The organism is Actinosynnema sp. NPDC050436 (assembly GCF_040655415.1).
Classification (GTDB): domain Bacteria; phylum Actinomycetota; class Actinomycetes; order Mycobacteriales; family Pseudonocardiaceae; genus Actinosynnema.
This window is the reverse complement of the sequence record NZ_JBFAJV010000020.1, coordinates 44,146-67,675: the sequence shown is the minus strand read 5'-3', so window position 1 is coordinate 67,675 and position 23,530 is coordinate 44,146. Positions and strand designations below refer to the sequence as shown.

Genomic DNA, 23,530 nt, shown 5'->3' with positions numbered 1-23,530 from the left:
GGAAGGAATGGCGAAGGTGAGCAGGAACACTGTACAAAGTGTCCATGCCGCTCACGGTGGCGGGCTTGGCCCGCGAGGTGGGACTGCCCGTCCACGTCGACACGGGCCTGGACCGGCCGGTCGCCTGGGTGCACAGCACCGAGCTGGCCGACCCCACGCCGTTCCTGGAGGGCGGCGAGCTGCTGCTCACCACAGGCATCGCGCTGGGCCCGCACCGCGCCTACGTGCGCCGGCTGGTCGACGCGGGCGCGGTCGGCCTCGGCTTCGGCACCGGACTGAGCCACGCGGCGGTGCCCGCCGACCTGGTCGACGCCGCCCGCGCGGCCGGGCTGCCGCTGGTCGAGGTGCCGCGCGAGGTCCCGTTCATCGCCATCACGAAGGCCGTCTCGCGGGCCGTCGCGGCGGACGAGTACGCGGCCCTGACCCGCACCAGCGACGCCCAGCGCGCGCTCACCCGGGCCGCGCTCACCTCGCCCGAGGCCGTGGTGCGCAGGCTGGCCGCGCTGATCGGCGGCGTGGCGGCGCTGCTCGACCCGGACGGCGGGATCGCGCACGTCAGCGGCACCGCCGGTGACACCGCCGGCGGGCTGCCCGACCTGCGGGAGGAGGCCCGGCGGTTGGGCGTCGGCCCGGCGGGGTCGGCGTGGCAGGCGGGGGAGCGGCACCTGGCGATGCAGGCCCTCGGCCGGCGCGGCCACCTCGCCGTGGCCCGCGACGCGCCGCTGGACGCCGCCGACCGGCACGTCGTCAACACCGCCGCGTCCCTCCTCACGCTCGCGCTCGCCCAGTCGGACGCCGTGGACGGGGTGCGCCGTGAGCTGCGCGGCGCGCAGTTCCGGCTGCTGCTCGCCGGGCAGCCCGTCGCCGACGCGCCCGACGGGCCGTTCCGGGTCTTCGTGCTGCCGAAGGGTGTTCCGGCCGACGCCGAGGACCTCCCCGGCTTCTGGGCCGAGCACGACGGGCGGGTCGTGGTGCTCGCCCGGGAGCTCGACCGGCCGGCCCACGCCTCCGGCGAGGTCGACGCGGGCAGCGTCGCGCGCGGCTACCGCGAGGCGTCGCGGGCGGCGGAAGAACACCTGGCGAACTTCGCCGACGTGCCCGGATCCGGTTTGCTGGCAACGGATGTCGCCGCGCACGCGGCCACCCTGCTCGCCCCGCTCGACGGCCCGCTGCGGGAGTCGCTGCGGATCTGGCTGGGCTGCCACGGCCAGTGGGAGCCGGCGGCGGCGCGGCTGGGCGTGCACCGGCACACCATCCGCAACCGGATGCGGCGGGTGGAGGAGCTGCTCGGTCGGTCGCTGGACTCGCCGGGCGTGCGGGCGGAGCTCTGGTTCGCCCTGCACGCCGGGCAGTAGTCTGCCCCCGGTGCCGCCGCGACCAGCCTGGATACCAGGGGGATCGATCGTCATGGCCCGTTTACGTTTCCTGGCCCATGCCGCTGCGACGGCAACCGTGGCGGCCGGGTTGCTCACCGCCGTGCTGACCGGGACGGCGAGCGCGTGCAGTTGCTACCCGGGTGACAACGAGGTCTGGCGCTACAACCGCGCCGACCACGTCTTCGTCGGCCTGGTGACCGCCAAGCGGCGCGATCCGCGCGACCCGGCGAGCGGCACGGACGACCAGTACGTCTACACGGTCTGGGTGAGCCAGGAGTACAAGGGCGACGTGCCGCGCCGCGTGGACGTCGCCACCCACGTGCAGGGGTCCGCGTGCGGCCTCGGGCTCACCGTGGGCACCAAGTACCTCGTGTTCGCCAAGGGCGACAGCAGCGACCGCCGGGTGGAGTCCCACCAGTGCGACGGGACCCGGCTGGCCAGTGGCGGCCCGCCGGTCACCACCGGGCTGCCGACCTCGACGACCTTGCCGCCGCTGGCCGCCTGCGCGAAGTCCACCTCCGGCACCGCATCGATCTGAGGAGGTTCCCGTGGCACGTCTACGTTTCCTGGCCCACGCCGCAGCGGCGGCGACCGTGGTCGCGGGCTTGCTGACGGTGGTGCTCACCGGTACGGCGAGCGCGTGCAGTTGCATCCCGGGTGACACCGAGCCGCAGCGCTACGCGCGGGCCGCGCACGTGTTCACCGGAATCGTGCTCAGCGAGAAGGTGGAGCCCAACAAGCCCGACACGCCTTACGACGACCAGTACCGCTACACGATCCGGGTCGCCAAGGAGTACAAGGGCGACGTGCCGCGCCGCGTGGACGTGCTCACGTCCACCAGCGGCGCGATGTGCGGTGTACGGCTCACCGTGAACACCAAGTACCTGGTGTTCGCCCACAACGGTGCCACGGCGGGGGAGGTGGGCACCCACCTGTGCAGCGGAACCCGGCTCGCCTCCGGCGGACCGCCGAACACCGTACCCTCGCCCACGGTTACGACGACACCGCCGACAACGCCCTGTGCCACCGCGTCACCGTGACGCGGGAGCACCACGGGGACCCGGTCGCGGTTCCGGAGGATCGACGCCGGTCGACCGGCGCTGAGCTGTTCGGGTGAGTGATGCGGCGTCGGAGGACCCGGCGCGGTGTGGAGGGGGTGGCCGCCGGTCCGCGCGGGCCGGCGGTCACACCTCGTCGTGCTGGTACTCCTCGTCGGGGTCGGTGTCCGCGTCCTGGGCTTCCCTGGTGCTGTCCACCTCGCCCAACGCCTCCAGCTTGGCCTCCGGGTCGTCGATGAACTCGTCCAGGGTCGGCTCGTGTCCGCTCATACCGACCGTCTACCCGCTGGTGCGCGAACCCGAACACGGCGCGCGCCCCAGAACCGGCGGAACCCGGCGGTTTGTGGCCGCCGGGTGACCGGAACATGGACTCAAAACGGCAAACGGGGTAGCCCGCTCCGGAGCGTGACGGTAGTTTCGGCGCACGGTGACTCGGTCGGAGCAGCGGAGGTCGGCCGGATGTGGGACGGGGACCTGACCGGTGAAGTGGTCGACGGACGGTACGCGTTAGGCAACCTCTACGGCTCCGGTGGCATGGCCGAGGTCTACCGGGCGTTCGACACCAGGCTGGACCGCAAGGTCGCCATCAAGGTGTTCCAGGGCACCGCCACGCACGAGGACCAGATCCGGCTGGACCGGGAGGCCCAGGTGCTGGCCGGGCTGCGGTGCCCCGGCGTGGTCACCGTGTACGACACCGGCTCGTACCGGGGCCGGCCGTTCTACGTCATGCAGCCCGTCGAGGGCGGCACGCTGCGCCGCCGGATGCGCGAGCCGCTGCCGCCCGAGGTGGTCGGCCGGATCGGCGCGCAGGTCGCCGAGATCCTGGCCCACGTGCACCGGCACGACGTCGTGCACCGCGATGTGAAACCCTCCAACATCCTGCTCGAACCCGGCGAGCGCCGCGCCTACCTGGCCGACTTCGGGCTGGCGCTCCAGGCCCAGGTGACCCGCGTGACCAGGTCCGGGATGCTGGTCGGCACGGCCGGCTACCTCGCGCCGGAGCAGGTGCGCGGGGCCGAGGTGGGGCCCGCGTCGGACGTCTACGCGCTCGGCCTGGTGCTGCTGGAGTGCCTGACCGGGCGGCCGGAGTACCCGGGCGGCGACACCGAGGCCGCGCTCGCGCGCCTGCACCGCGACCCGCGCGTCCCGGAGGACCTGCCGCAGCCGTGGCGGGACGTGCTGACCGCGATGACCCACGCGCTGCCGTCCAAGCGGCCCACGGCCGCCGAGTGCGCCCGGCTGCTGATGGCCGCCGAACTGGCGAGCGTGGGCGCGGCCCCGCTGACGGAGGTGCAGGCCGCACCCCGCCCGGAGCCCGTCGTCCCGCCCCCGCCCGTCGAGCTGCCGCGCCCGACGCCCAAGCGGCGGGCGGCAGCGGCGTTCGGCGGGGTTGCGGTGGTGGTCGTCGCGGTCGCCCACGCGGCCGTGTTCGGCCTGCGCGAACCGGTGCCTGCCGACACCCGGGAGCAGCCGGCCACCACGACGCACACGGTGGTCGTGACGCAGTCGCCGTCCACGGTGACGGTGGTGGAGCAGGACCAGGCGGAGACGGTCGTCGTGGTCGCCCCGGACGCGGCGGAGCCGACCCGGCCGGCCCACGTCGAGCCCGTCGACGAGGTCGAGCCGACCAGCGACGTGCCGCCGCCCTCCGACGTCCAGCCGCCCGGTGCCGACCACACCGAGGCCCGGGGCAAGCCGCAGCGGCCCTCCACCGGACCGCCCACCACCCCGGGCAAGGGCAAGAACGGTTCCGGGCCGGACGAGAAGGGCTGACAGCGCCGGGCGGAGGTCGACCGGGTGGTCAGCGCAGGGCGGGCAGCAGCTCGTCCCGCGCGAAGTCGAAGAACCCGTCCTGGTGCTCCCCGCCGATCTGGACCAGCGCCAGGTCGGTGAAGCCGGCGTCGGCGAACGCCTGCGCCGCCTCGACCACCGGGCCCGGGTCCGGACCGCACGGGATGTTCCCGGCCACGTCGTCGGGCCGCACGAACTGGGTGGCCGCCGCGAACCCGGTCGGGCCGGGCAGCTCGGCGTTGACCTTCCAGCCGCCCGCGAACCAGCGGAACTGCTCGTGCGCCCGCGCGACCGCCCGGTCCCGGTCCGGGTCCCAGCAGATCGGGAGCTGCCCGATCTTGCGCGACCCGCCGCCCTGGAACACGTCCCACTCGCGGGACAGCTCGGCGTTCGGCTCGACCGCGACCATCGCGTCCGCCAGCGGCGCGAACGTGCGCACGGACTGGCCGCCGGACACCGCCACGGCGATCGGCACCCGCCGGTCGGGCAGGTCCCACAGCTTCGCCGAGTCCACCCGGAAGTGGGTGCCCGCGTAGTTGGTGTACCCGCCGTCGAACAGCAGCGAGATGATCTCCACGGCCTCCCGCAGCATCTCGTGCCGGACGTTGACCGGCGGCCACCCGCGCCCGACGACGTGCTCGTTGAGGTTCTCGCCGGCGCCCAGGCCGAGGCTGAACCGGCCGTCGCTGAGGAGCTGCACCGTGGCGGCCTTCTGCGCCACGACCGCCGGGTGGTAGCGGAACGTCGGGCAGGTCACGTAGGTCATCAGGTCGACCCGCTCGGTGACCTGGGTGACCGCCCCGAGCACGCTCCACGCGTAGGGCGCGTGGCCCTGCTCCTCCAGCCAGGGCGAGTAGTGGTCGCTGACCACCTCGAAGTCGAAACCGGCCCGCTCGGCGAGCGCGGCGTGCCGCACCAGCTCGCGCGGCCCGGCCTGCTCGGTCATCAGGGTGTAGCCGATCCGCACGGGTCCTCCTCAGGCCAGCGGCAGGTCGTGGAGGTCCGCCCGCACCAGGTCGAGCTCCTCGTACACGGCGGACGCACCGTGCTCGCGCAGCTCGGCCTCGCCGAACCCGCCGGTCCGCACCGCCACCACCGGCCGCCCGGCCTTGCGGGCCGCCTCGCAGTCCCACACAGAGTCCCCGACGACCACCGCCCGCGCATCCGGGGCCACCCGGCCGAGTGCCACCTCGATCAGGTCCGGCGCGGGCTTGGTCTCCTCCACGTCGTCGGACGAGGTGGCGTCGACGCCCTCGACCTCCAGCAGCTCCAGGTAGCGGTCCACGTGCCGGCGCTTGCCGGAGCTGGCCAGCACCACGGCGAACCCGGCGTCCACGGCGGCGGTCACCAGGCGGTGCGCGCCCTCCAGGGGCCGCACCTCGGGCAGCATCGGGTCGAACTCGTGCTCCCACGCCTCGCGCAGGGCGTCGCCGTGCGCGTCCTCCACGTGCTGCCCGGCGACGGCGGCGACCAGCTTGTCGCCGCCCATCCCGATCGCGCGGTGGATCCGCCACACCGGCACGGTCACGTCGAACCCCCGGAACGCCCGGAACCACGCCAGCGCGTGGTGGTAGTTGGAGTCGACCAGCGTTCCGTCCACGTCGAGCACCACGGCATTGGTCACCCGCGCTGGTTAGCCCGAGCGGACCAGCCGCAAACCAGCCCGGCGGGCGGTCCCCGTCACCCCCGCGCGGTGGCGCGGACGACCTCGGGTGGTGGCGCACAGCGGTCGCGCGGTCCGGTGGCCGCACGCCTGGCGCGCGCCAGGCGGGGGTTCAGGTCCGGCTCGGAGCGGTGAAGTCCGGTCCGTCCACGAACTCCGCGATCAGCCGGACCCACTCGGCGGTCGCCTCCAGGGCCGGGGCGTGGCCGCTGTCCAGCTCCGCCCACCGCGCGCCCGGGATCGCGTCGGCCAGCGCCCGCGTGGTGGCCGGCGTGATCAGCCGGTCGTGCTTGGTGCCGATCACCAGGGTGGGCACCCGCACGGCGGGCAGCTCCGCCGTCAGGTCGACCCGCTCCACCAGCTCCACCTGCTCGACCACGCCCGGCGGCGTGGTCAGCGCGACGATCTCCAGGAAGCCCTCCACCTGCTCGTCGGTCATCTCCCGGCGGAACGGCTCGCCGAGCACCACCGACATCACGAACCGGGCCAGCTCCGCCGGGTCGCCGGCGGCCAGCAGCCGCCGCCACTCGGTGGTGCGGGCCCGGGTGGCGTCGTCGATCCGGGCGCAGCCGGCGGTCAGCACCAGGCCGGTGACGCGCTCCGGGTACCGGGAGGCCGCCCGCACCGCGACCGCGCAGCCCAGCGAGTAGCCGACCACCGCGAACCGCTCGACGCCCGCCGCCGCCACCAACCGGTCGGCCAGGTCGTCCAGCTCCAGCGGCCCGTCGGCGCGCGGCGTCGCGCCGGAGCCGGGGAAGTCCGCCCAGAACACCGGGCGGGTGCGGGCCAGCAGGGGGATCACCGAGGCGAAGTTCGAGCGGGCGGTGCCACCGGCACCGTGGGCGAGCAGCAGCGCTGTGGTCACCCGGTCGATTCTGCCCGGAAGCGTGCCCCACGGGGCAGATCGACTACGGTGTGCGCCCACCCGGCCCGGCTGCCGGCGGTGCGGTCAGCGCACGTCGAGGTAGACGCGGACCGCCGTCCCGTCCTCGCGGGTGTGCACCCGGACCAGGTCGCACAGCAGGTTCACCAGCATCACGCCGTAGCCGCCGTGCGCGGACGGCCCGGGGTGCCGGCGGCCGACCATCGGGTTCGCCAGCCGGCCCCGGTCGCGCACCTCGCACACCGCTGCCGTCCCCTCGCGCCACAGCAGCACCGACCCGCGCCCGTCCGCGTGCACCACGCTGTTCGTGGCCAGCTCGTTCACCGCCAGCACCAGGTCCTCGACCCGTTCCTCGGACAGCCGGGCGTCCCGCGCGAACGCCGCCACGGCGTGCCGGGTGTCGATCAGGCTGTCGACGTCGAACCGCCGCTCCACCGCGTCCGGCGGGGGCGGTGGCAGCGGGCGGTTGAACTCCTCGACCGTGACGAACGGGTCGCGGTAGCCGGTGCTCGCCCGCCGCCGGGTGCCCTCGACCACCACCGGGTGCGTGGTCTCGGCGTCCCACAGCACCGACGGGGCCAGCGCGGCCACGTCGTAGGGGCACAGCATCCACGCCGGCCGGTCCTCGAACGCGGTGTTGACCAGCGCCTCGTGCTGGACGCAGGCGGGGTACTCCAGCTCCGTCCGACCGGACCACACCGGTTCGCCCACGATCCGCACCCGGCCGCCGCGACCGCCGTCGGTGAACGAGGCCAGCACGCCCGGGATCAGCCGGCCCGGGTTGCGCCCGGCGCGCGCCATGTCCAGGAACTCCACGCGGTCCGCGCGCGTGCCCAGCGCGCGCCGCAACAGGTCGACGTTCGCCTGGGGCACGGTCACCAGCACCGGTTCGCCCGCCGACAACCCGTCGAGCACGAACGGCACGGTGCCCGCCACGTACTCGTCCGCGTCGCGGTAGAGCAGCGCCTCGTGCACGAAATCGACCACTGGTGGAGCCTCCGAACGTCGGCCTGCGGGAGGTCTGCGCCCTCAGTATCTCCTGTGAACGCCCCCGCCGGACCTCCGGCGCAGGCACACGCGGCTGACCGGGTCCAACCCGCGTTCCGCCTCCTCGGCCACGATCGCCGCCAGGCCCGGCGAGGGCTCGATCTCCCGGAAGCCCAGGCGCTCGTAGTAGGGGGCGTTCCAGGGGATGTCGCGGAAGGTGGTGAGCGTCAGGCCGGCCAGGTCCCGACCCGCCGCCCATTCCTGGACGTGGTCGAGCAGCCGCGCGCCGATGCCGCGCCGGGCCCGGTCGGGGTGCACGCTGACCTGCTCGACGTGCGCGTACCCGTCGACCTCCCCGGCGGCGACCCAGCCGACCGGATCGGGGTCGCAGGCCACCCACACGTGCAGGCGGGCGAGCACGTCGAGGGGCATGGGGTCGTCGTCGGCGATCTCGGGCATCCCGTGCTCGCGGAACGGGGCGCCGGAGGCGTCCTCGATCTGCTGGAGGAGGGGGAACTCGTCGGGCCGGGCAGGTCGGATCTCCACCCCCGGATGATCGGACGCCGGCCGCACGCGCTCAACCCGATTGCCGCTCGGCCGGCCGCAGCGCGCCGACCGGCGCTGCCGCCGTGGCCGGTCGCGGGTGCCACCCGGCTCGCCGGCCGCGACGAGCCGTCCGCCGCCGGTCGCCGGCACCGGCCGCGAGCAGGTTCCTCGCGGCGCGTTCCGGGGCGGTCGGGGTCCGCCGGTCATCGGGGCTCGGTCGGGCCCGAGCGCTGGTCCGGGATCGCACGGCCCGCAGCGGCGGCCGTCACGTCCGGGAAGTGCGGGAACAGCCGGTCGAGGTCCATCTTGCCGAACACCCGCCGCACGTGCGGGGGCACGGCCGCGAGGCGCAGCCAGCCGCCCGCGCGCTGGGCCCGCGCCCTGGTCCGGACCAGCGCGCTCATCGCCTGCGCGCCGCAGAACGCCACGCCGGACATGTCCAGCACGATCCGGTCCTTGCCCTCGGTCACCAGGCGGTCCAGCTTGTCCAGCACCCGGCGGGCCCCCGCGAGGTCCAGCTCCCCGGTCGCCACCACCACCGCGCACCCCGTCCGGTGGGCTTCGACCGACAACGCCAGCATTCCCTGGTCCCCTCACGCCACCCGGCAGATCTCGTCGTCGCCCGCCCCGAGCAGGGTGAGCAGCAGTCCTTCCCTCGTCGACCACGGGCAGATGACCACCTCGTCGTGCCCCGCGGCCGTCATCAGCGCCTCGGCCACCACCGCGCCCGCCGCGCTCTGCCCCGCCCGGTGGCGGGAGATGCCCGGCAGGCGCGCGCGTTCCCGCTCGGTCATCGCGGCCAGCCGGCGCGCCCACTTGCGCAGGTCCGCGACGTGCAGCGACCTGCGCACCTCCGGCCCGTCGCGCTGCGGGCGCGCGCCGGAGAGCCGGGCGAGCTGCTGGAAGACCTTGGAGCAGCCGACCGCGAAGTGGTCTCGCAGGTCGCCCAGCCCGGCGAACGCGTCGAGCACCGCCGACCGCAGCTCGGCCGGTTCCACCGGGCAGCGGGACAGGGTGCGCGCGCCGCAGGGCAGCGTCGCCGACAGCACCGGCTCGCCGGCCGACCCGGCGGCCACCTCGACCGTGCCGCCGCCGATGTCGAGCACGAGCATCGGGCCGGTGTCCTCGCCGAACCAGCGCCGGGCCGCCAGGTAGGCCAACCGGGCCTCCTCGACGCCCGACAGCGATCGCAGCGCGACCCCCGTGCGGCGTTCGACCTCGGCGAACACCTCGGCGGCGTTGGGCGCGTCCCGCAGCACCGACGTGGCCCAGGGCAGCACCTCGCGCACACCCGCGCGCTCCGCGACGTGCCGCGCCTCGCTCACCGCCGCGACCACCTGGTCCACCCCCGACCTGCGAACCCCGGCGTTCCCGTCCAGACTGAGGTCGAGTCGCAGTCGGGTCTTGTGCGACAGCACGGGGTGCAACGCCGGGTCGCCCACCACGACGAGGTGCGCGCTGAAGCAGCCGACGTCGAGCACGCCGACCTGACCTGGTCCGGACATCCGTTACCGCCACCGCCCACTCTTTCGAAGCCCCGGGGTTCCCACGGTGACATCGGGTGAAACCACGCTTATTTGCGTAGCCCTACGTACTACTACCCGGATTGTTCGGGGTAGCGCGTCGCCCGAAGGTGGAAATCACAGGGCCGCCAGTCGTCACCGACCCCTGCATGGCGGCCGAGTGGAACGGAGTACACCCCATGCGACAGGATCGCTCGACCCCGCGACGGGTCGTGACCGCGTGCCTGGCGACGGCGGCGCTGATGGCAGGCGTGGGCTACGGCTACGGGTACGCGGCGGAGGGCTCCATCCGCGGCGCGGGCGCACCCGGCGCGGTCAAGGACGCCTACATCGTGGTGTTCAAGGACAGCGCGGTCGGCGCGCAGCAGGCCCCGGCCAAGGCCGGTGACCTCGCCGCGAAGTACGGCGGCAAGGTCAAGCTCACCTACACGGCCGCCCTGCGCGGCTTCTCGGTGGCGATGACCGAGGCCCAGGCGCGCAGGCTCGCCGCCGACCCGGCGGTCGACTACGTGGAGCAGGACGGCATCGCCAAGGCGTCCGGGGTGCAGGACAACCCGACCTGGGGCCTGGACCGGGTCGACCAGAAGAACCTGCCGCTGGACAAGAAGTACAACTACGCCAACACCGCGTCCAACGTGACCGCGTACGTCGTGGACACCGGCATCCACAAGGCGCACAGCGACTTCGGCGGGCGTGCGGTCGACGGTTACGACTTCATCGACAACGACTCGGTCGCCCAGGACTGCAACGGCCACGGCACGCACGTCGCCGGCACCATCGGCAGCACCACCTACGGCGTCGCCAAGGGCGTCAGGCTGGTCGCCGTCCGGGTGCTGAACTGCCAGGGCCAGGGCGAGTGGTCGCAGGTCATCGGCGGCATCGACTGGGTCGCCAAGAACGCCGTCAAGCCGGCCGTGGCGAACATGAGCCTCGGCGGCGGCGCCGACTCCTCGGTGGACAACGCGGTCAAGAAGGCCGTCGCGGCCGGTGTCACCTTCGCCGTGGCATCGGGCAACGACAACAAGGACGCGTGCTCCACCTCGCCCGCGCGGACGCCCGAGGCGATCACGGTCAACGCCACGGACAGCTCCGACACGCGGTCGACGTTCTCCAACTACGGGTCGTGCACGGACATCTTCGCGCCCGGCACGGGGATCACCTCGACGTGGAACAACGGCGGCACCAACTCCATCAGCGGCACCTCGATGGCGACGCCGCACGTGGCGGGCGCGGCTGCGCTGTACCTGTCGGGCAACACCTCGGCCACGCCGGCCCAGGTGGCCAAGGCGCTGACCGACAACGCCACCAGCGGCGCGGTGAAGAGCCCGGGTTCCGGCTCGCCGAACAAGCTGCTGTACACCGGGTTCATCGGCGACGGTGGCCCGAGCCCGTGCTCCGGTGGCTCGAACACCGATGACGTGGCGATTCCGGATGCGGGTTCGGCGGTGTCGAGCAGTGTGACGGTGTCGGGTTGTGATGGTGCGGGTTCGGTGTCGACGTCGGTGAAGGTGGACATCAACCACTCGTACACCGGTGATCTGGCGATCGATCTGGTCGGTCCGAGCGGGAATGCGATCGTGCTCCGCAAGGCCGGCGGTGTGGGTTCGGCGGGTGGGGTCCACGAGACCTTCACGGTGAACACCGGTTCGGAGAACAAGAACGGCACGTGGAAGCTGCGCGTGACCGACGTCTACTCCTACGACACCGGCACGGTCGACGGCTGGTCGATCTCCTTCTGATCCGCTCCCGCTTTACCGGTAGTCCCTCTCGATCGGGCGATCCCCGGCGACCCCGCCGGGGCTCGCACCACCCCTGTGCTCGTGGAGGAACAAGATCATGGGAACACCACTCCGGGCCGTGGCGGTCATCGCCGCCCTGGCCGCCCTCGGCCTGACGCCTCCGGCGTCGGCCCAGGCGGAAGCCGACTACGTCAAGGCGCGTCAGCCGTTCGCGGGCAGCTTCCTGGTCTCGCTCAAGGACGTGCCGCAGGGCGGTGCCACCGGCCAGGCCCAGATCCAGGCGCAGATCCAGCAGACGTCCGAACACCTCGTGGGCCGCTACGGCGGCCGGCTCAAGACCGTGTTCTCCGTCGCCATGCGCGGTTTCCTGGTGCGCGACCTGTCCGACGGCCAGGCCCGCAAGCTGGCCGCCGACCCGGCGGTCAAGCGGGTCTTCCAGGACGGCACGGCCAAGGCCGCCGACACGCAGAGCAACGCCACCTACGGCATCGACCGCGTGGACCAGAAGAACCTGCCGCTGGACACCAAGTACACCTACAACACCACCGCGTCGAACGTCACCACGTACGTGCTCGACTCGGGCATCCGCAAGTCCCACAGCGACTTCGAGGGCCGCGCGAGCTACGGCTACGACTTCGTGGACGAGGACCCGGAGGCGCAGGACTGCAACGGCCACGGCACGCACGTGTCCGGCACGATCGGCGGCAAGACCTGGGGCGTGGCCAAGAAGACCAAGCTGGTCGCGGTGCGCATCCTGGGCTGCGGCGGCAGCGCCCCGGACTCGGACGGCGTCGAGGGCATCGAGTGGATCGCCAAGAACGCGGTGAAGCCCGCCGTGGTCAACGGCAGCTTCACCTTCGACACCCCCGGCATCGGTGACGACGCGATCACCCGGCTGACGGCGGCGGGCGTCACGTTCGTGGTCGCGGCGGGCAACAGCTCGGCCGACGCGTGCAACACCGGCCCGGCCCGCAACACCAACGTCGTGTCGGTCGGCGCGACCGACAACAACGACAACCGGGCATCGTTCTCGAACTACGGTTCGTGCGTCGACATCTTCGCGCCCGGCAACAACATCACGTCGACCAGCAACTCCAGCGACACCGGCAGCACCAACATGAGCGGCACGTCCATGGCCTCGCCGCACGTGGCGGGCGGCGCGGCGCTCTACCTCGCGGGCAACCCGTCGGCCACGCCCGCGCAGGTGCTCAAGGCGCTGACCGACAAAGCGACCAACGGCGTGGTGAAGAACCCCGGCTCGGGTTCGCCGAACAAGCTGCTCTACACGGCCGACTTCGGCGGCGACGTGCCCAACCCGCCGTGCTCGGGCGGCTCGAACACCGATGACGTGGCGATTCCGGATGCGGGTTCGGCGGTGTCGAGCAGTGTGACGGTGTCGGGTTGTGATGGTGCGGGTTCGGTGTCGACGTCGGTGAAGGTGGACATCAACCACTCGTACACCGGTGATCTGGCGATCGATCTGGTCGGTCCGAGCGGGAATGCGATCGTGCTCCGCAAGGCCGGCGGTGTGGGTTCGGCGGGTGGGGTCCACGAGACCTTCACGGTGGACACGGGGTCGGAGAACAAGAACGGCACGTGGAAGTTGCGCGTGACCGACGTCTACTCCTACGACACCGGCACCGTGGACGGATGGAGCATCACCTTCTAGAAGAACCGGAGACCAACTGACAGGTGCGGGTGAGGCGGGGCGGCGTTCGGGTTGTGGACGCCGCCCCGCTGCCGCACGTCCTGCCCGTGACGCTCGCAAGCGCTTGCGGGGCACCGGTTCGCCGGCACTCCCGGCGGCAGCGGGTCACTTGGGGCAGTTGGGCACCGGTTCGTTCGCCCGCACGGCCACCGTTTCCACCCGCTGCGGCTGCGCGCCGGGACGCGGTGCCGGGATCGGGCAGATCCGCACCACGGCCGGCGGCGCACCCGTCCGGTTGCCGCTGTTGTCGAACGTGATCGGACCGCCGGCGCCCGCCACCGACTCCTGCGCCGTGGAGAAGCCGCTGATCGCCGTGTTGACCTGGCCGCGCAGCACCTGCCGGGACGCGGGCAGGGTCCGCAGGGCCGCCGCCACGGTCGCCACCGCGTCGTAGGCGTTGACCGCCCAGCCGTCGTCCACGTGGGCGACGTCGAAGCCCGCGTCGGTGAAGTGGCGCTCGAACTCGGCGAAGTCGGGGTGGTCGACGCCCGAGCCGTCCGCGCCGGACACCAGCGTGCACAGCAGCCGCACCCGGCCGCCGGTGAACGTGTCCGAGGACAGCCCGCCCAGGCGCAGGCTCTCCAGCACCGGGTCGTCCTCGGCGGTCCGCACGCGGTTGCTGTCCGAGGTGCTGAGCACGGTCACCGAGTCCGCCGCGCACTGGCCGTCGCCGAACGCGCTGTCCAGGCTGTTCAGGAACCGGCCCATGTCCCGGCCGCGCGCGATGTAGGCGACGCTGACCTCACCCGGCACCGAGCACAGCCGCTTCGCCGTCTGCGCCACCGTGCTCGGCTCGTCGGAGTCGAACTTCACCTCGACCAGGTCGTTGCCGAAGCGCTTCTGCATCAGCGGCAGGGCGGTGCAGGTGTAGGGGTCGGAGCCGCCGGTCGGCACCATGAGGAAGGTCGGCTCGGCGGCGACGGCCTTGCCCAGCTCGGCGATCTGCGCCGCCGCGCGGAACGCCACCCGGTAGTAGTAGTCCTTGCCGACGCCGCGCGGGTAGGTGCTGTCCTGGTCGCAGCCGGCGAAGCTCGGCTCGTCGGCGGCCGAACCGCTCTGGTCGAACCCCTCGGCGGTGACCAGGTCGGCGACCATCGGGATGCGGTTGCGCGCCAACAGGTCCGCCACCTCGGCGGTGTGCTGGTGGCTGAGCCCGACGCCGGCGACCGCGACCACCTCGGGCCGGTCGGCCAGCCGCCGCGCGACCTCCACGGCGGCTGTCGGGTCGGCGTACTGGCCGACGTGCCCCACCAGCAGCCGCACCGGGTGCAGGCAGCCGGGGCCGTTGGCCCGCCGCTGCCCGGCCGCCACGCCCTCCAGCTCGTGCCGGGCGCGCGACCCCGCGAACGGGTCGGTCAGGGTCAGCAGCACGCCGACGGTGACCGGCGTGCCGTTCGGCTCGCACTGGTCGGCGCTCGCGTTCTGCTCGGCGATCACCCGCATCACGGGCTCGAACCCGGGCAGCCCGAACGCGTACGGCCCCTCGCTGAGCCCGACGCACACCCCGCCGGACTCCCACCGGTCGGCGCTGGGCCACCCGTCGCGGCAGGCGAACCTCGGTCCCAGCACGGGCGCCGCGGCGAACCCCGCCACCAGCGCGGCCACCACCAGGACCGCCGCCGCGAGCCGCCACCAGTCGGTCCACCTCGGCGCGGGCCGGCCGCGCCGGGGCAGCACCAGGAACCGGTGGCGCGGTGCCACTGCGCGCGTCATCCGCGTCGCCCTCCCCGTCGCACGGCCCGCCGGATCATCGCCGCCGGGTCCTGGGCCTTGGGCGCGAGCGCCCGGTAGTCGACCTCTTCCAGGTCCTTGAGCTCGGCCAGCCGCTCGCGGGCCGAGACGCGCGGGTCGTGCTCCAGCACGGGCACCACGCCCAGCAGCCGGAACAGGTGGCCGGCCGGGGTGTCGCCCTCGCCGCGCGCGCAGACCTCGGCGAAGTCCCGGCGGCGCAGGTCGGGCGTGGCGACCACGGCGTCGAACAGCTCCAGCCACCGCGCGGTCGGCAGCGTCGGCAGCAGGTCCAGCAGCTCCCCGGCCACGCCCCGGCGGTCCCCGAGCAGCAGCCGGTGGTGCGGGTGCGCGGACGGCCCGGAGGCGAGCACGCCGACGACCTCGTCCCACGTCGGCCCGCGCCGCCCGTCGCCGGCCCGGCGGGCGTCCGGCCGCGCGTCCTCCGGCTCCGGCCGCCTGGCCGCGAGCGCCCGCAGGCCCAGGTAGCGGGCCAGCGGGTGCAGCCGGCGCGCGTCGGGCGGGGCGTCCGGCGGCGACCACAGCGTCGGCGAGGTGAACAGCGCCGACTCCAGGCCCAGCGGCGCGGGCAGCAGCGCCACCAGGGACTCCGCCTCCGCCAGGTGCCGCGCGGCCGACAGCGTGACCAGCGCCTCGCGCAGGGTCGCGTCGTCGTCCATGGTGGCCGACAGCCCGCGCGCGAACAGCCCCAGCAGGTGGTCGCCCAGCCGCCCGGCACCCGGACCCGGGCCGTCGAGCAGCCGGTCCACGTCGTGCACCAGGGCGGGTTCGTCGTGCAGCCGGTCCAGCACCGCGCGGGTGGCCTCGGGGTGACCGGCGGTCAGCCAGTGCACGGCCAGCCCGATCGTCTCGGCGATCGGCCCGGCCGCCCACAGCCGGTCCCGGGCGAGCTGGATCACGTCGTCGGAGGTCAGGTCCGCCGAGGTCACCCGCAGCCACCAGCCGGCGTCCGGCAGGTCGGCGAGCGCGGGCTCCACGGCGTGCGCGGGCGCGGGCAGCGCGCCGGTCAGCTCCGCCACCAGCGCGCCGCCGCTGGTGACCACGAGCGTCAACGGGTCGGGCAACCGCCCGTCCGGGCTGTTGCGGGTGGCCGCGAGCGCCCGCCGCACCCGCAGCACCGCGCCGACGAACGCCGTCGCGGACGGGGTGTCGCCGTCGTCGAGCAGCACCACCGCGTTGGCCGGCCGGTTGGCCATGCCGGCGAGGCTGTGCCGCAGGTCCGCCAGCAGCGCGGCCACCAGCAGGTCGTCCACGCCGCGCCGCACCACCGGGTCGTCACCGGCCGCGTGCGCGCCCAGCTCCAGCCGGACCAGCTCGGCGTCGTTGCCCAGGCCCTGCCCCCGGTGGCCGAACCAGTCCAGCGCCTCCGCGCTCCACACCCGGCGGGACAGCCACCGCGACCGCTGCAACCGGCCGACCACGTAGTCGGCGAGCTGGTTGGCGGCCGACTGGGCGATCTCCGCGCCCGGCGCGGCCAGGCCGCCGACCAGGTCGCCCGCGACGCCGATCAGCCGGCGGGTCAGGTCGGCCAGCGCGGCCCGGTCCCGGTAGGCCAGGTCGGCGGCGCGCAGCCGGGCCCGCGCGTCGTCGGGAGACAGGCCGGTGGTGTCGGTCTCGATGGCGATCTGGGCGAGCAGCACCCGCTCGAACGACAGCCGGTAGTAGGGCACCGCCTCGCTGAGCCCCAGCATGACCGCCGCGACCACCGGCCGGACCGCCCGGTCGCCGGCGCGGGCGTGCTCGCGCAGCCTCGGCCGCACCAGCACGCGCGGCGTCCGGCCGTGCCAGGTGTCGGCGACCTGGCCCAGCAGCGCCGTCCGCCCGCTGCCGCCGACCCCCTCGACGACCAGCACGGGTCTGCTCCCGGCGTCCGGCACCGCGACCAGCCGGTCCACCAGGTCGAGCAGTTCGGTCCGCCCCACGAACACCGTCGGCCCTTTCCGATAGCCCGGAGAACGCGATCCGCGCACGATGGCCGGACGCTAGCGGCCGGCGTGATCGCGGTGCTCCGTCCGGCAGCCGATTCACCCGGAACGAGTCCGCCCGCCGCCGGCGCTTCACCCGTTCGTCGGCACTGCGGCACCCTCGGTAGCCGGTGACTTCCCGCTCTATTGCGGAAAGTCCGCTGGTGGAGCCGCGTCCGCCCCTCAGGGAGCAGTGCGCCTGCGACCCCGGTGGCAGCCGCGCGCCGGCGGATTCCGACTCCACGGCGATGTCCCGCGCGGTGATCGTTCCTAGCGTCCGGGTGAACGCACGAACCCCACCACGAACGGACATCCCATGAACCGAATCGCCGAGAGGGCGGTGGCCGTGGCAGCGGTCCTCGCGGTCGGGGCACCGCCCGCCGCCGCCGACCCGGTCCGACCGACCCCGTCCGAACAGCAGGCCGTCGACTGGCACGGCTGCCGGACGGGTCCGGAGGACGAGGTCGGCGCGCGGCTGGACGCGGTGGGCGCGCGGTGCGCCGAAGTCGTCGTGCCGCTCGACTACCGCAAACCGGGCGGCCGGACGATCACCGTCGCCGTGGCCCGCCGTCCCGCCACGGACGGCGCGGCGCGGCTCGGCCCGCTGGTCGTGAACACCGGTGGACCCGGCCCGTCGCGCGACGGCGTGTCGTTCGTCGCGGAGAACTCGCCGCAGCTCGCCGCGCGCTACGACCTGATCGGCATCGACCCCCGGTTCTTCGGCCGCAGCACCCCGCTGGAGTGCGGCTGGCCCACCGGCCGGTACCTGCGCAGCGCGCAGTCCGCCAGTCCCGACCGCGCGTCGTTCGACCGCAGCGCGGCGGTGGCCGAGGACCTGGCCGCCCGCTGCGCGGGCCGGCGCGACCTGCTGCCGCACGCGTCCACCCGCAACATCGCGCGCGACCAGGACGTGGTGCGCGCCGTGCTCGGCGAGCGCCGGGTGTCGTACCTGGGCTGGTCCTACGGCACCTACCTGGGCGCGGTGTACCTCCAGATGTTCCCCGGCCGCGCCGACCGGGTCGTGCTGGACAGCGCGCTCGACCCCGACGCCTACGGCCCGGCCGTGACCCGCGAGACCGGTCCGGCCGACGCGGCGGCGCTGGAGGACTGGGCGGGTTGGGCCGCCGCCCACGATGCCGAGTACGGCCTCGGCGGCACGGCGGCGCGCGTGCTCGACACCGTGGAAGAGGTCCGCCGGGCGGCGACCCGCCGACCGCTGCGGGTCGGCGACCACCGGGTCGACGCGGCCACCCTGCCCGGTCTGCTGCTCACCGTCGACGACAGCGACGCCTCCTACGCGGCGTTCAGCGCGCGGGTGCGCGTGCTGCGCGACGCCGCCGGCGGAGCACCGGTCACGCCCACGCCGGACCTGGCGCAGATCCTCGCCCTCTACGACGACCCGGGCGTGAGCGCCGCGTTCGGCTTCAGCGCCGGCGAGGCCAACAAGTGCGCGGACCGCGCCGCGTCCCGCGACCCCGAGTCCTACTACCGCGACATCCGGGCGCACCAGGCCGCCGAACCCCTCTACGGCCCGCTCGCGCGGGACATCACGCCCTGCGCGTTCTGGCCGACCGCCCCGGTCGAGCCGCCCACCGCCGTCGGCAACGCCCACCCGGCCCTGATCGTGGGCGCGAGCGGCGACCCGGTCACGCCGTACCGGGGCCAGCTCACGCTGCACCGGGCGTTGAGCGGCTCGCGGATGGTCACGCTGGCGGGCGCGTTCCGGCACGGCGTGCACGGGTTCGCCGGTGCGGCGTGCGTGGACCGCGCGGTGGAGCGCTACCTGCTCGACGGCGTCCTCCCGGCCGCCGACGTCACCTGCCCGGCCTGACCGGGGCCGGCCCGGCCGGTTCGGCAGGACCCGGCCCGGTGGTCAGCGACCGCCGGGCCGGACCAGCCCCGCCTCGTACGCGGTCACCACCGCCTGCACCCGGTCCCGGACGTGCAGCTTGGCCAGGATGTTGCCGACGTGCGTCTTCACCGTGCCCTCGGCCACCGACAGCCGGGCGGCGATCTCCGCGTTGGGCCAGCCCCGGGCCATGGCCACCAGCACCTCCCGCTCCCGCCCGGTCAGCGCCGCGACGGCGCGCGCGGCGGCCGGGTCGAGCGCCGGGGCCAGGTGGTCGAGCAGCCGCCGGGTGGTCGACGCGGCGATCACCGCGTCCCCCGCGTGCACCGCCCGCACCGCGCGCAAGAGGTCCTCGGCCGGCGCGTCCTTGAGCAGGAAGCCGTGGGCACCGGCCCGGATCGCGGCCAGCGCGTGCTCGTCGAGGTCGTAGGTGGTCAGCACCACGACCTTCGGCGGGTGCGGCAGCGCCACCACCCGCCGGGTCGCCTCGATCCCGTCCAGCACCGGCATCCGCACGTCCACCAGGACCACGTCGGGCCGCAGCCGCCGGGCCTCCCGCACGCCGGCCAGCCCGTCGCCGGCCTCGCCGACCACCTCCAGGTCCGGCTGCGAGTCGACCACCATCCGCAGCCCGGTCCGCACCAGCTCCTGGTCCTCGACCAGCAGCACCCGCACCGGGGTCACCGCGCCACCACCGGGATGCGCGCGCACAGCGCCGCGCCGCCGGCCGGCCGCGCCGTCAACGCCACCGAGCCCCCGTGCACCGCGACCCGCTCCCGCATCCCGACGAGCCCGAGGCCGCCGCCGTCGCCCGGCGCGGGGCCCCTCCCGTCGTCCACCACGTCCACCGCCACCACGCCGGCCTCCGCCCGGACCGAGACCTCCGCCCGAGCCCCGCCGCCCGCGTGCTTCACCACGTTCGTCAACCCCTCCTGGACGATCCGGTACACCGCCGACCCGACCCCGGGCGGCACCGCGCCCGGCGGCCGGAACTCCAGCCGCACCTCCAGCCCGTTCGCGCGGACCCGCTCGACCAGCCCCGGCACGTCCTCGACGCCCGGCTGCGGCAGCACCTCCACCGGCCCGTCCCGCAGCACCCCCAGCACCCGCCGGGTCTCCGCCAGCGCCTGCCGCGCGCAGTCGCCGATCGCCACCAGCGCGGCGGCACCCGCGTCGGCCGCGTACCGGCCGCCGTCGGCCTGCGCGATCACCGCCGACAGCGAGTGCGCCACGACGTCGTGCACGTCCCGGGCGATCCGCCCCCGCTCGGCCAGCACCGCGAGCCGGTCCCGCTGCTCCCGCTCGACCTCCAGCAGCCGGGCGCGCTCGGCCAGCGCCGCCACCCGGTCGTGCCGGGCCCGGTGCAGCCCGCCGACCGCCCACGCGGCCAGCACGGTGCTCGCCAGGAACCCGCCGGTGAGCACGTGGGCGGACAGGGGCACGTCGAGCTGCGGCCACCCGACACCGCCCAGCACCGCACCGAACAGCCCGGCCCCCAACGAGAACCGCCCCCACGACGGCGGTCCGTGCGCGGTCACCGCGTGCACCGCGAGGGGGACGGCGAGGTCGGCGGGCAACGCGCCGACACCGTCCCGCACGGTCACCCACTGCGCGAACGCGACGAGGAAGACCGCACCAGCGCACCACACGGGCGCAACGCGCCGCACGGCCAGCGGCAGGCAGAGCAGCAGCGAGAACAGGAAGTACGCGAACCCCGCGCCGACGACCACCCCGAAACCGCAACACGCCGACGCGAGCACGAACGCGGCGACGCAGTCGACCACCACGGCGTTCCCGCGCATCCAGGAGTAGACCAGCGCGCCCGACACGCCGTCACTATAGGTACGCCCCGCCGGCCGGACCTCGGTCCGGAGTCGGACCTCCGACCGTCCGGCCTACGCCCGCAGGACTAGCTGTACTGCCCTGGGAGGTTGTGGTCGGTCCGACGCTAACGCACCGCTGACTCCGGCGGGCAGGCTGCGTCTTGCCCGGTGTGTCGTGGACGAGGGCTGGCCGCTGCGACGCGCGGCCGAACGGTTCCAGGTCTCGTCGACCACCGCCGGAACAGTTCGTACACGGTTTGCCAGGGGCCGTGGGCCGCAGCGACGTCCCGTCACGGGCAGCCGACCCGTGTCCGCTACCGGATGCCGTCGATGAGCTGTCGTCTGCGGGTTTTCTTGGTCGTCAGCCCCTCCACTGGAGACCTCGCTGCGTCTGTAACAACGACCCACCTGCGGTCACATCAGCTTTGAAACACGCGTTAGACGACCAACCGCACCCCGCTGGGTCGCCGGTTCAGGCCGGGCGGTCCAGATCGGCGACGATCCGGGCCAGCCGGGTGGTCCGGGCCGTCGCGGTGCGGGCCTTCATCAGGCTCAGGAGCAGGGCGTAGCGCCGGGTGCGGTCCAGGGCGGCGAACCGCTCGCGGGCGGTCGGGGCGTGGTCGAGGGCTTCGGTCAGGTCGGCCGGGACGGTGGCGGTGGCCTGCGGCTCGTACGCGGCGGCCCAGCGGCCGTCCCGTTGGGCCGCGCGGATGGCGGCCCAGCCCGCGTCGCGCATCCGGCCCGCTGCGATCAGCGCCTCCGCCTTGGCCACGTTGACCTGCGACCACGTGCTGCCCGCCCGGCGCGGTGAGTAGCGCTGGAGGTAGTGGTCGTCGTCCAGGCCGCGCCGCCGGCCGTCGATCCAGCCGTGGCACAGCGCGCCGTCCAGCGCCTCGGTGATCGTCACCGACGTCCTGCCCGAGTTCTTCTTGGCGATCTTCAGCCACACGCCGTCCGACTCGCGGTGGTGGGCGGCGAGCCACTGCTCCCACTGGGCGGCGTCGGCGAGGTCGAGGGAATCCACGGTGTCCTCCGGTGCTCGGTGTGGCACCCATCCTGCGCCGGGAAAGTGCTCATCCTCTGCGCACTTTCCCGGCGCACCGCGCATTCCCGGCGCACGCCGCACCGCCGACCGCGAGCGGCGGCGGGGAGGTCAGGCCGGCGTGATCCACCGGTCCACGATGTCGGTCAGCGCGCTCAGCGGTACGGCCCCGTTGGACAGCACCTGGTGGTGGAAGTCGCGCAGGTCGAACCGGTCGCCCAGGGCGCGTTCCGCCCGGGTCCGCAGGCCCTCGATGTGCAGCCGGCCCAGCAGGTAGGCCGGTGCCTGCCCCGGCCACGCGATGTACCGGTCGATCTCGTTGCGCACGTTGGACTCCGTCGCGGCGGTGTTGTCCCGCAGGAACGCCAGCGCCCGGTCCCGCGACCACCCGGCGTGGTGCATCCCGGTGTCCACCACGAGCCGGCACGCCCGCCAGGCGTCGAAGGACAGCATCCCCATCCGGTTCAGGTCGTCGGTGTAGAGGCCCATCTCGTCGGCCAGCCGCTCGGTGTAGAGCCCCCAGCCCTCCGCGTGCGCGGTCACGTAGGCGAACCGCCGGAAGTCCGGGATGTCCTTGAGCGACTGGGCCAGCGCGATCTGCAGGTGGTGCCCCGGCACGCTCTCGTGGAACGCCAGCGCCTCGTACTCGAACCGGGGCCGCTTGTGGGGCTCGTGCGTGTTCACCACGTGCGCGCCGGGCCGCGACCCGTCGTCGGCCGGCGGCCGGTAGTAGCCCAGCACCGAGCCCGCCGCCTCGGCCGGGTGCATCGCCTCGACCACGCACGGCGCGATCTCGTAGTGGCGGAAGTACCGGGGCAGCACGCCCTGCGCGCGTTCCAGGGCCGCGACCGCGCACGCCACGATCTCGTCGGCGGACTCGAAGCGCAGCTCCTCGTCGTCGCGCAGCCGGCGCAGCACCTCGGCCACGTCGGCCGTGCCGAACAGCCGCGAGCCCAGCTCCGCGACCTCCTCGTGCACCTCGGCCAGCCGGGCCAGCCCGATCCGGTGGATCTCCTCGGGCGGCAGCTCGGTGGTGGTGTGCGCGCGCAGCGACGCCGCGTACGCCTCCTCGCCGCCGGGCACGAAGCACATGCCGACGTGCTCGTCGTCCCGCGCGACGGGCAGCAGCGCGTCGGTGAGCGTGCCGGCCAGCCGGGCCAGCGCCGGCCGCACGGTCCGCTGCACCACCTCGGCCACCCGGGTCGCGTCGTCGCCGCGCGCGGGCCGCAGGAACGGGTCGTCCGCGAGGTCCGAGGCCAGGTAGCCGCGCAGCTGCTCCACCGCCTGGCGCACGCCCGTCGCGGTCGGGTGCCGCCCGTCCGCGCCGGCCTCCCGGTAGCGCTCGCCGGCCGCGTCGAAGTACCCGCCCAGGCCCTCCAGCCGGCGCAGGTAGTCCTCGGTGTTCCCGGCGGTGGTCAGGCGCACCACCGGCACCGAGCCGAACACCTGGCTCTGCACGCCGACCAGGCTCGCCGACACCGCGATCTCCGCCGTGCCGATGCCGAAGCCGCTCGCCAGCTCGGCCCGCTGGTCGCGCAGCAGCCGGTCCAGCATCGCGTGCGTCACCACGTCCTGGCCGGTCAGCCCCTGCGGGTCGATCGCGTCCAGCCTGCGCCGGAAGCCGTCCAGCCGGTCGACGCGCCGCCGGTCGGCGTCCCGGCTCGGATCGGGTACGTCGCCGTCGTACCCGGCGACGCCGTAGGTGGTGGCGGCGAACGGGTCGGTCTCGATGCCGTCCTGGAAGTAGTCCGCCGCCAGGTCGGCGAGCCGCTCGTCGGTCACAGTGCCCCCTCGGGGAAACGGTTCTCGTGGTCGGCAGGGTAGTGGCC

General features: G+C 74.4%; 21 protein-coding genes. 7 read left to right on the top strand and 14 right to left on the bottom strand.

Features of this window, described 5'->3' with window-relative positions; translation table 11 throughout:
- Nucleotides 1-44: 44 nt before the first annotated feature.
- Genes AB0I60_RS33580 through AB0I60_RS33570 form a run of 3 tightly spaced genes read left to right on the top strand, consistent with a single transcriptional unit; the run spans nt 45 to nt 2,416 of the window.
- A complete protein-coding gene (locus AB0I60_RS33580; RefSeq protein ID WP_360737210.1) occupies nt 45-1,355 on the top strand; it encodes a PucR family transcriptional regulator in 1,311 nt (436 codons plus the stop codon).
- Between the two features lie 52 nt (nt 1,356-1,407).
- Nucleotides 1,408-1,914 carry a hypothetical protein gene (locus tag AB0I60_RS33575; protein WP_360737207.1) on the top strand — a complete coding sequence of 169 codons (507 nt, stop codon included), beginning with the start codon at nt 1,408-1,410 and terminating at the stop codon, nt 1,912-1,914.
- Nucleotides 1,915-1,924: 10 nt separating this feature from the next.
- The gene (locus AB0I60_RS33570) at nt 1,925-2,416 is read left to right on the top strand and encodes a hypothetical protein (protein WP_360737204.1); all 492 of its coding nucleotides are present in this window, start codon (nt 1,925-1,927) and stop codon (nt 2,414-2,416) included.
- 144 nt (nt 2,417-2,560) lie between these two features.
- On the opposite strand, the gene AB0I60_RS33565 is transcribed toward AB0I60_RS33570, so the two are convergent.
- Nucleotides 2,561-2,704: a hypothetical protein gene (locus AB0I60_RS33565; protein ID WP_360737202.1), complete on the bottom strand. Its 144-nt coding sequence runs from the start codon at nt 2,702-2,704 to the stop codon at nt 2,561-2,563.
- A gap of 189 nt (nt 2,705-2,893) precedes the next feature.
- Between AB0I60_RS33565 and AB0I60_RS33560 the strand changes: the two genes are divergently transcribed.
- Entirely contained in the window at nt 2,894-4,207 is a 1,314-nt protein-coding gene (locus AB0I60_RS33560; RefSeq protein WP_360737199.1) for a protein kinase, read from the top strand.
- 28 nt (nt 4,208-4,235) lie between these two features.
- On the opposite strand, the gene AB0I60_RS33555 is transcribed toward AB0I60_RS33560, so the two are convergent.
- From AB0I60_RS33555 to AB0I60_RS33525, 7 genes are all read right to left on the bottom strand, one after another.
- On the bottom strand, nt 4,236-5,192 hold the full coding sequence (locus AB0I60_RS33555; protein ID WP_360737197.1) for an LLM class F420-dependent oxidoreductase: 957 nt from the start codon (nt 5,190-5,192) through the stop codon (nt 4,236-4,238).
- A 9-nt stretch (nt 5,193-5,201) separates the two neighbouring features.
- Complete coding sequence (locus AB0I60_RS33550; protein ID WP_360737195.1) at nt 5,202-5,849, bottom strand: HAD family hydrolase; 648 nt, start codon at nt 5,847-5,849, stop codon at nt 5,202-5,204.
- Between the two features lie 151 nt (nt 5,850-6,000).
- Nucleotides 6,001-6,753 (bottom strand): alpha/beta fold hydrolase, encoded by a 753-nt coding sequence (locus AB0I60_RS33545; protein WP_360737192.1) that lies wholly within the window; start codon nt 6,751-6,753, stop codon nt 6,001-6,003.
- Nucleotides 6,754-6,837: 84 nt separating this feature from the next.
- Nucleotides 6,838-7,758, bottom strand: a complete 921-nt coding sequence (locus tag AB0I60_RS33540) for a sensor histidine kinase (RefSeq protein ID WP_360737190.1) — start codon at nt 7,756-7,758, stop codon at nt 6,838-6,840.
- Nucleotides 7,759-7,800: 42 nt separating this feature from the next.
- The gene (locus tag AB0I60_RS33535; RefSeq protein ID WP_360737188.1) at nt 7,801-8,304 is read right to left on the bottom strand and encodes a GNAT family N-acetyltransferase; all 504 of its coding nucleotides are present in this window, start codon (nt 8,302-8,304) and stop codon (nt 7,801-7,803) included.
- Between the two features lie 203 nt (nt 8,305-8,507).
- The gene (locus tag AB0I60_RS33530) at nt 8,508-8,885 is read right to left on the bottom strand and encodes an STAS domain-containing protein (protein ID WP_360737186.1); all 378 of its coding nucleotides are present in this window, start codon (nt 8,883-8,885) and stop codon (nt 8,508-8,510) included.
- A 12-nt stretch (nt 8,886-8,897) separates the two neighbouring features.
- Nucleotides 8,898-9,809 (bottom strand): exopolyphosphatase, encoded by a 912-nt coding sequence (locus AB0I60_RS33525; RefSeq protein WP_360737184.1) that lies wholly within the window; start codon nt 9,807-9,809, stop codon nt 8,898-8,900.
- Nucleotides 9,810-10,006: 197 nt separating this feature from the next.
- Between AB0I60_RS33525 and AB0I60_RS33520 the strand changes: the two genes are divergently transcribed.
- Together AB0I60_RS33520 and AB0I60_RS33515 are read left to right on the top strand one after the other, a co-directional pair.
- Nucleotides 10,007-11,566, top strand: coding sequence for a S8 family serine peptidase (locus AB0I60_RS33520; RefSeq protein WP_360737182.1), 1,560 nt, complete (start codon nt 10,007-10,009; stop codon nt 11,564-11,566).
- A gap of 97 nt (nt 11,567-11,663) precedes the next feature.
- The gene (locus AB0I60_RS33515; protein ID WP_360737179.1) at nt 11,664-13,235 is read left to right on the top strand and encodes a S8 family serine peptidase; all 1,572 of its coding nucleotides are present in this window, start codon (nt 11,664-11,666) and stop codon (nt 13,233-13,235) included.
- 144 nt (nt 13,236-13,379) lie between these two features.
- Here the strand turns inward: AB0I60_RS33515 and AB0I60_RS33510 are convergent, their stop codons facing one another.
- Both AB0I60_RS33510 and AB0I60_RS33505 read right to left on the bottom strand, forming a co-directional pair.
- Complete coding sequence (locus AB0I60_RS33510; RefSeq protein ID WP_360737177.1) at nt 13,380-14,987, bottom strand: ABC transporter substrate-binding protein; 1,608 nt, start codon at nt 14,985-14,987, stop codon at nt 13,380-13,382.
- On the bottom strand, nt 14,984-16,951 hold the full coding sequence (locus AB0I60_RS33505) for a hypothetical protein (protein ID WP_360737174.1): 1,968 nt from the start codon (nt 16,949-16,951) through the stop codon (nt 14,984-14,986). The genes AB0I60_RS33510 and AB0I60_RS33505 overlap by 4 nt, the downstream gene beginning before the upstream one ends.
- Before the next feature lie 352 nt (nt 16,952-17,303).
- On the opposite strand from AB0I60_RS33505, the gene AB0I60_RS33500 reads away from it, so the two are divergent.
- Entirely contained in the window at nt 17,304-18,818 is a 1,515-nt protein-coding gene (locus tag AB0I60_RS33500; RefSeq protein WP_360737172.1) for an alpha/beta hydrolase, read from the top strand.
- A gap of 42 nt (nt 18,819-18,860) precedes the next feature.
- Here the strand turns inward: AB0I60_RS33500 and AB0I60_RS33495 are convergent, their stop codons facing one another.
- From AB0I60_RS33495 to AB0I60_RS33480, 4 genes are all read right to left on the bottom strand, one after another.
- Nucleotides 18,861-19,520 carry a response regulator transcription factor gene (locus AB0I60_RS33495; protein WP_360737168.1) on the bottom strand — a complete coding sequence of 220 codons (660 nt, stop codon included), beginning with the start codon at nt 19,518-19,520 and terminating at the stop codon, nt 18,861-18,863.
- Nucleotides 19,517-20,665, bottom strand: a complete 1,149-nt coding sequence (locus AB0I60_RS33490; protein ID WP_360737165.1) for a histidine kinase — start codon at nt 20,663-20,665, stop codon at nt 19,517-19,519. The genes AB0I60_RS33495 and AB0I60_RS33490 overlap by 4 nt, the downstream gene beginning before the upstream one ends.
- Nucleotides 20,666-21,131: 466 nt before the next feature.
- Nucleotides 21,132-21,683, bottom strand: a complete 552-nt coding sequence (locus AB0I60_RS33485) for a YdeI/OmpD-associated family protein (protein ID WP_360737162.1) — start codon at nt 21,681-21,683, stop codon at nt 21,132-21,134.
- A 129-nt stretch (nt 21,684-21,812) separates the two neighbouring features.
- Entirely contained in the window at nt 21,813-23,483 is a 1,671-nt protein-coding gene (locus tag AB0I60_RS33480) for a DUF885 domain-containing protein (RefSeq protein ID WP_360737160.1), read from the bottom strand.
- Nucleotides 23,484-23,530: the final 47 nt, after the last annotated feature.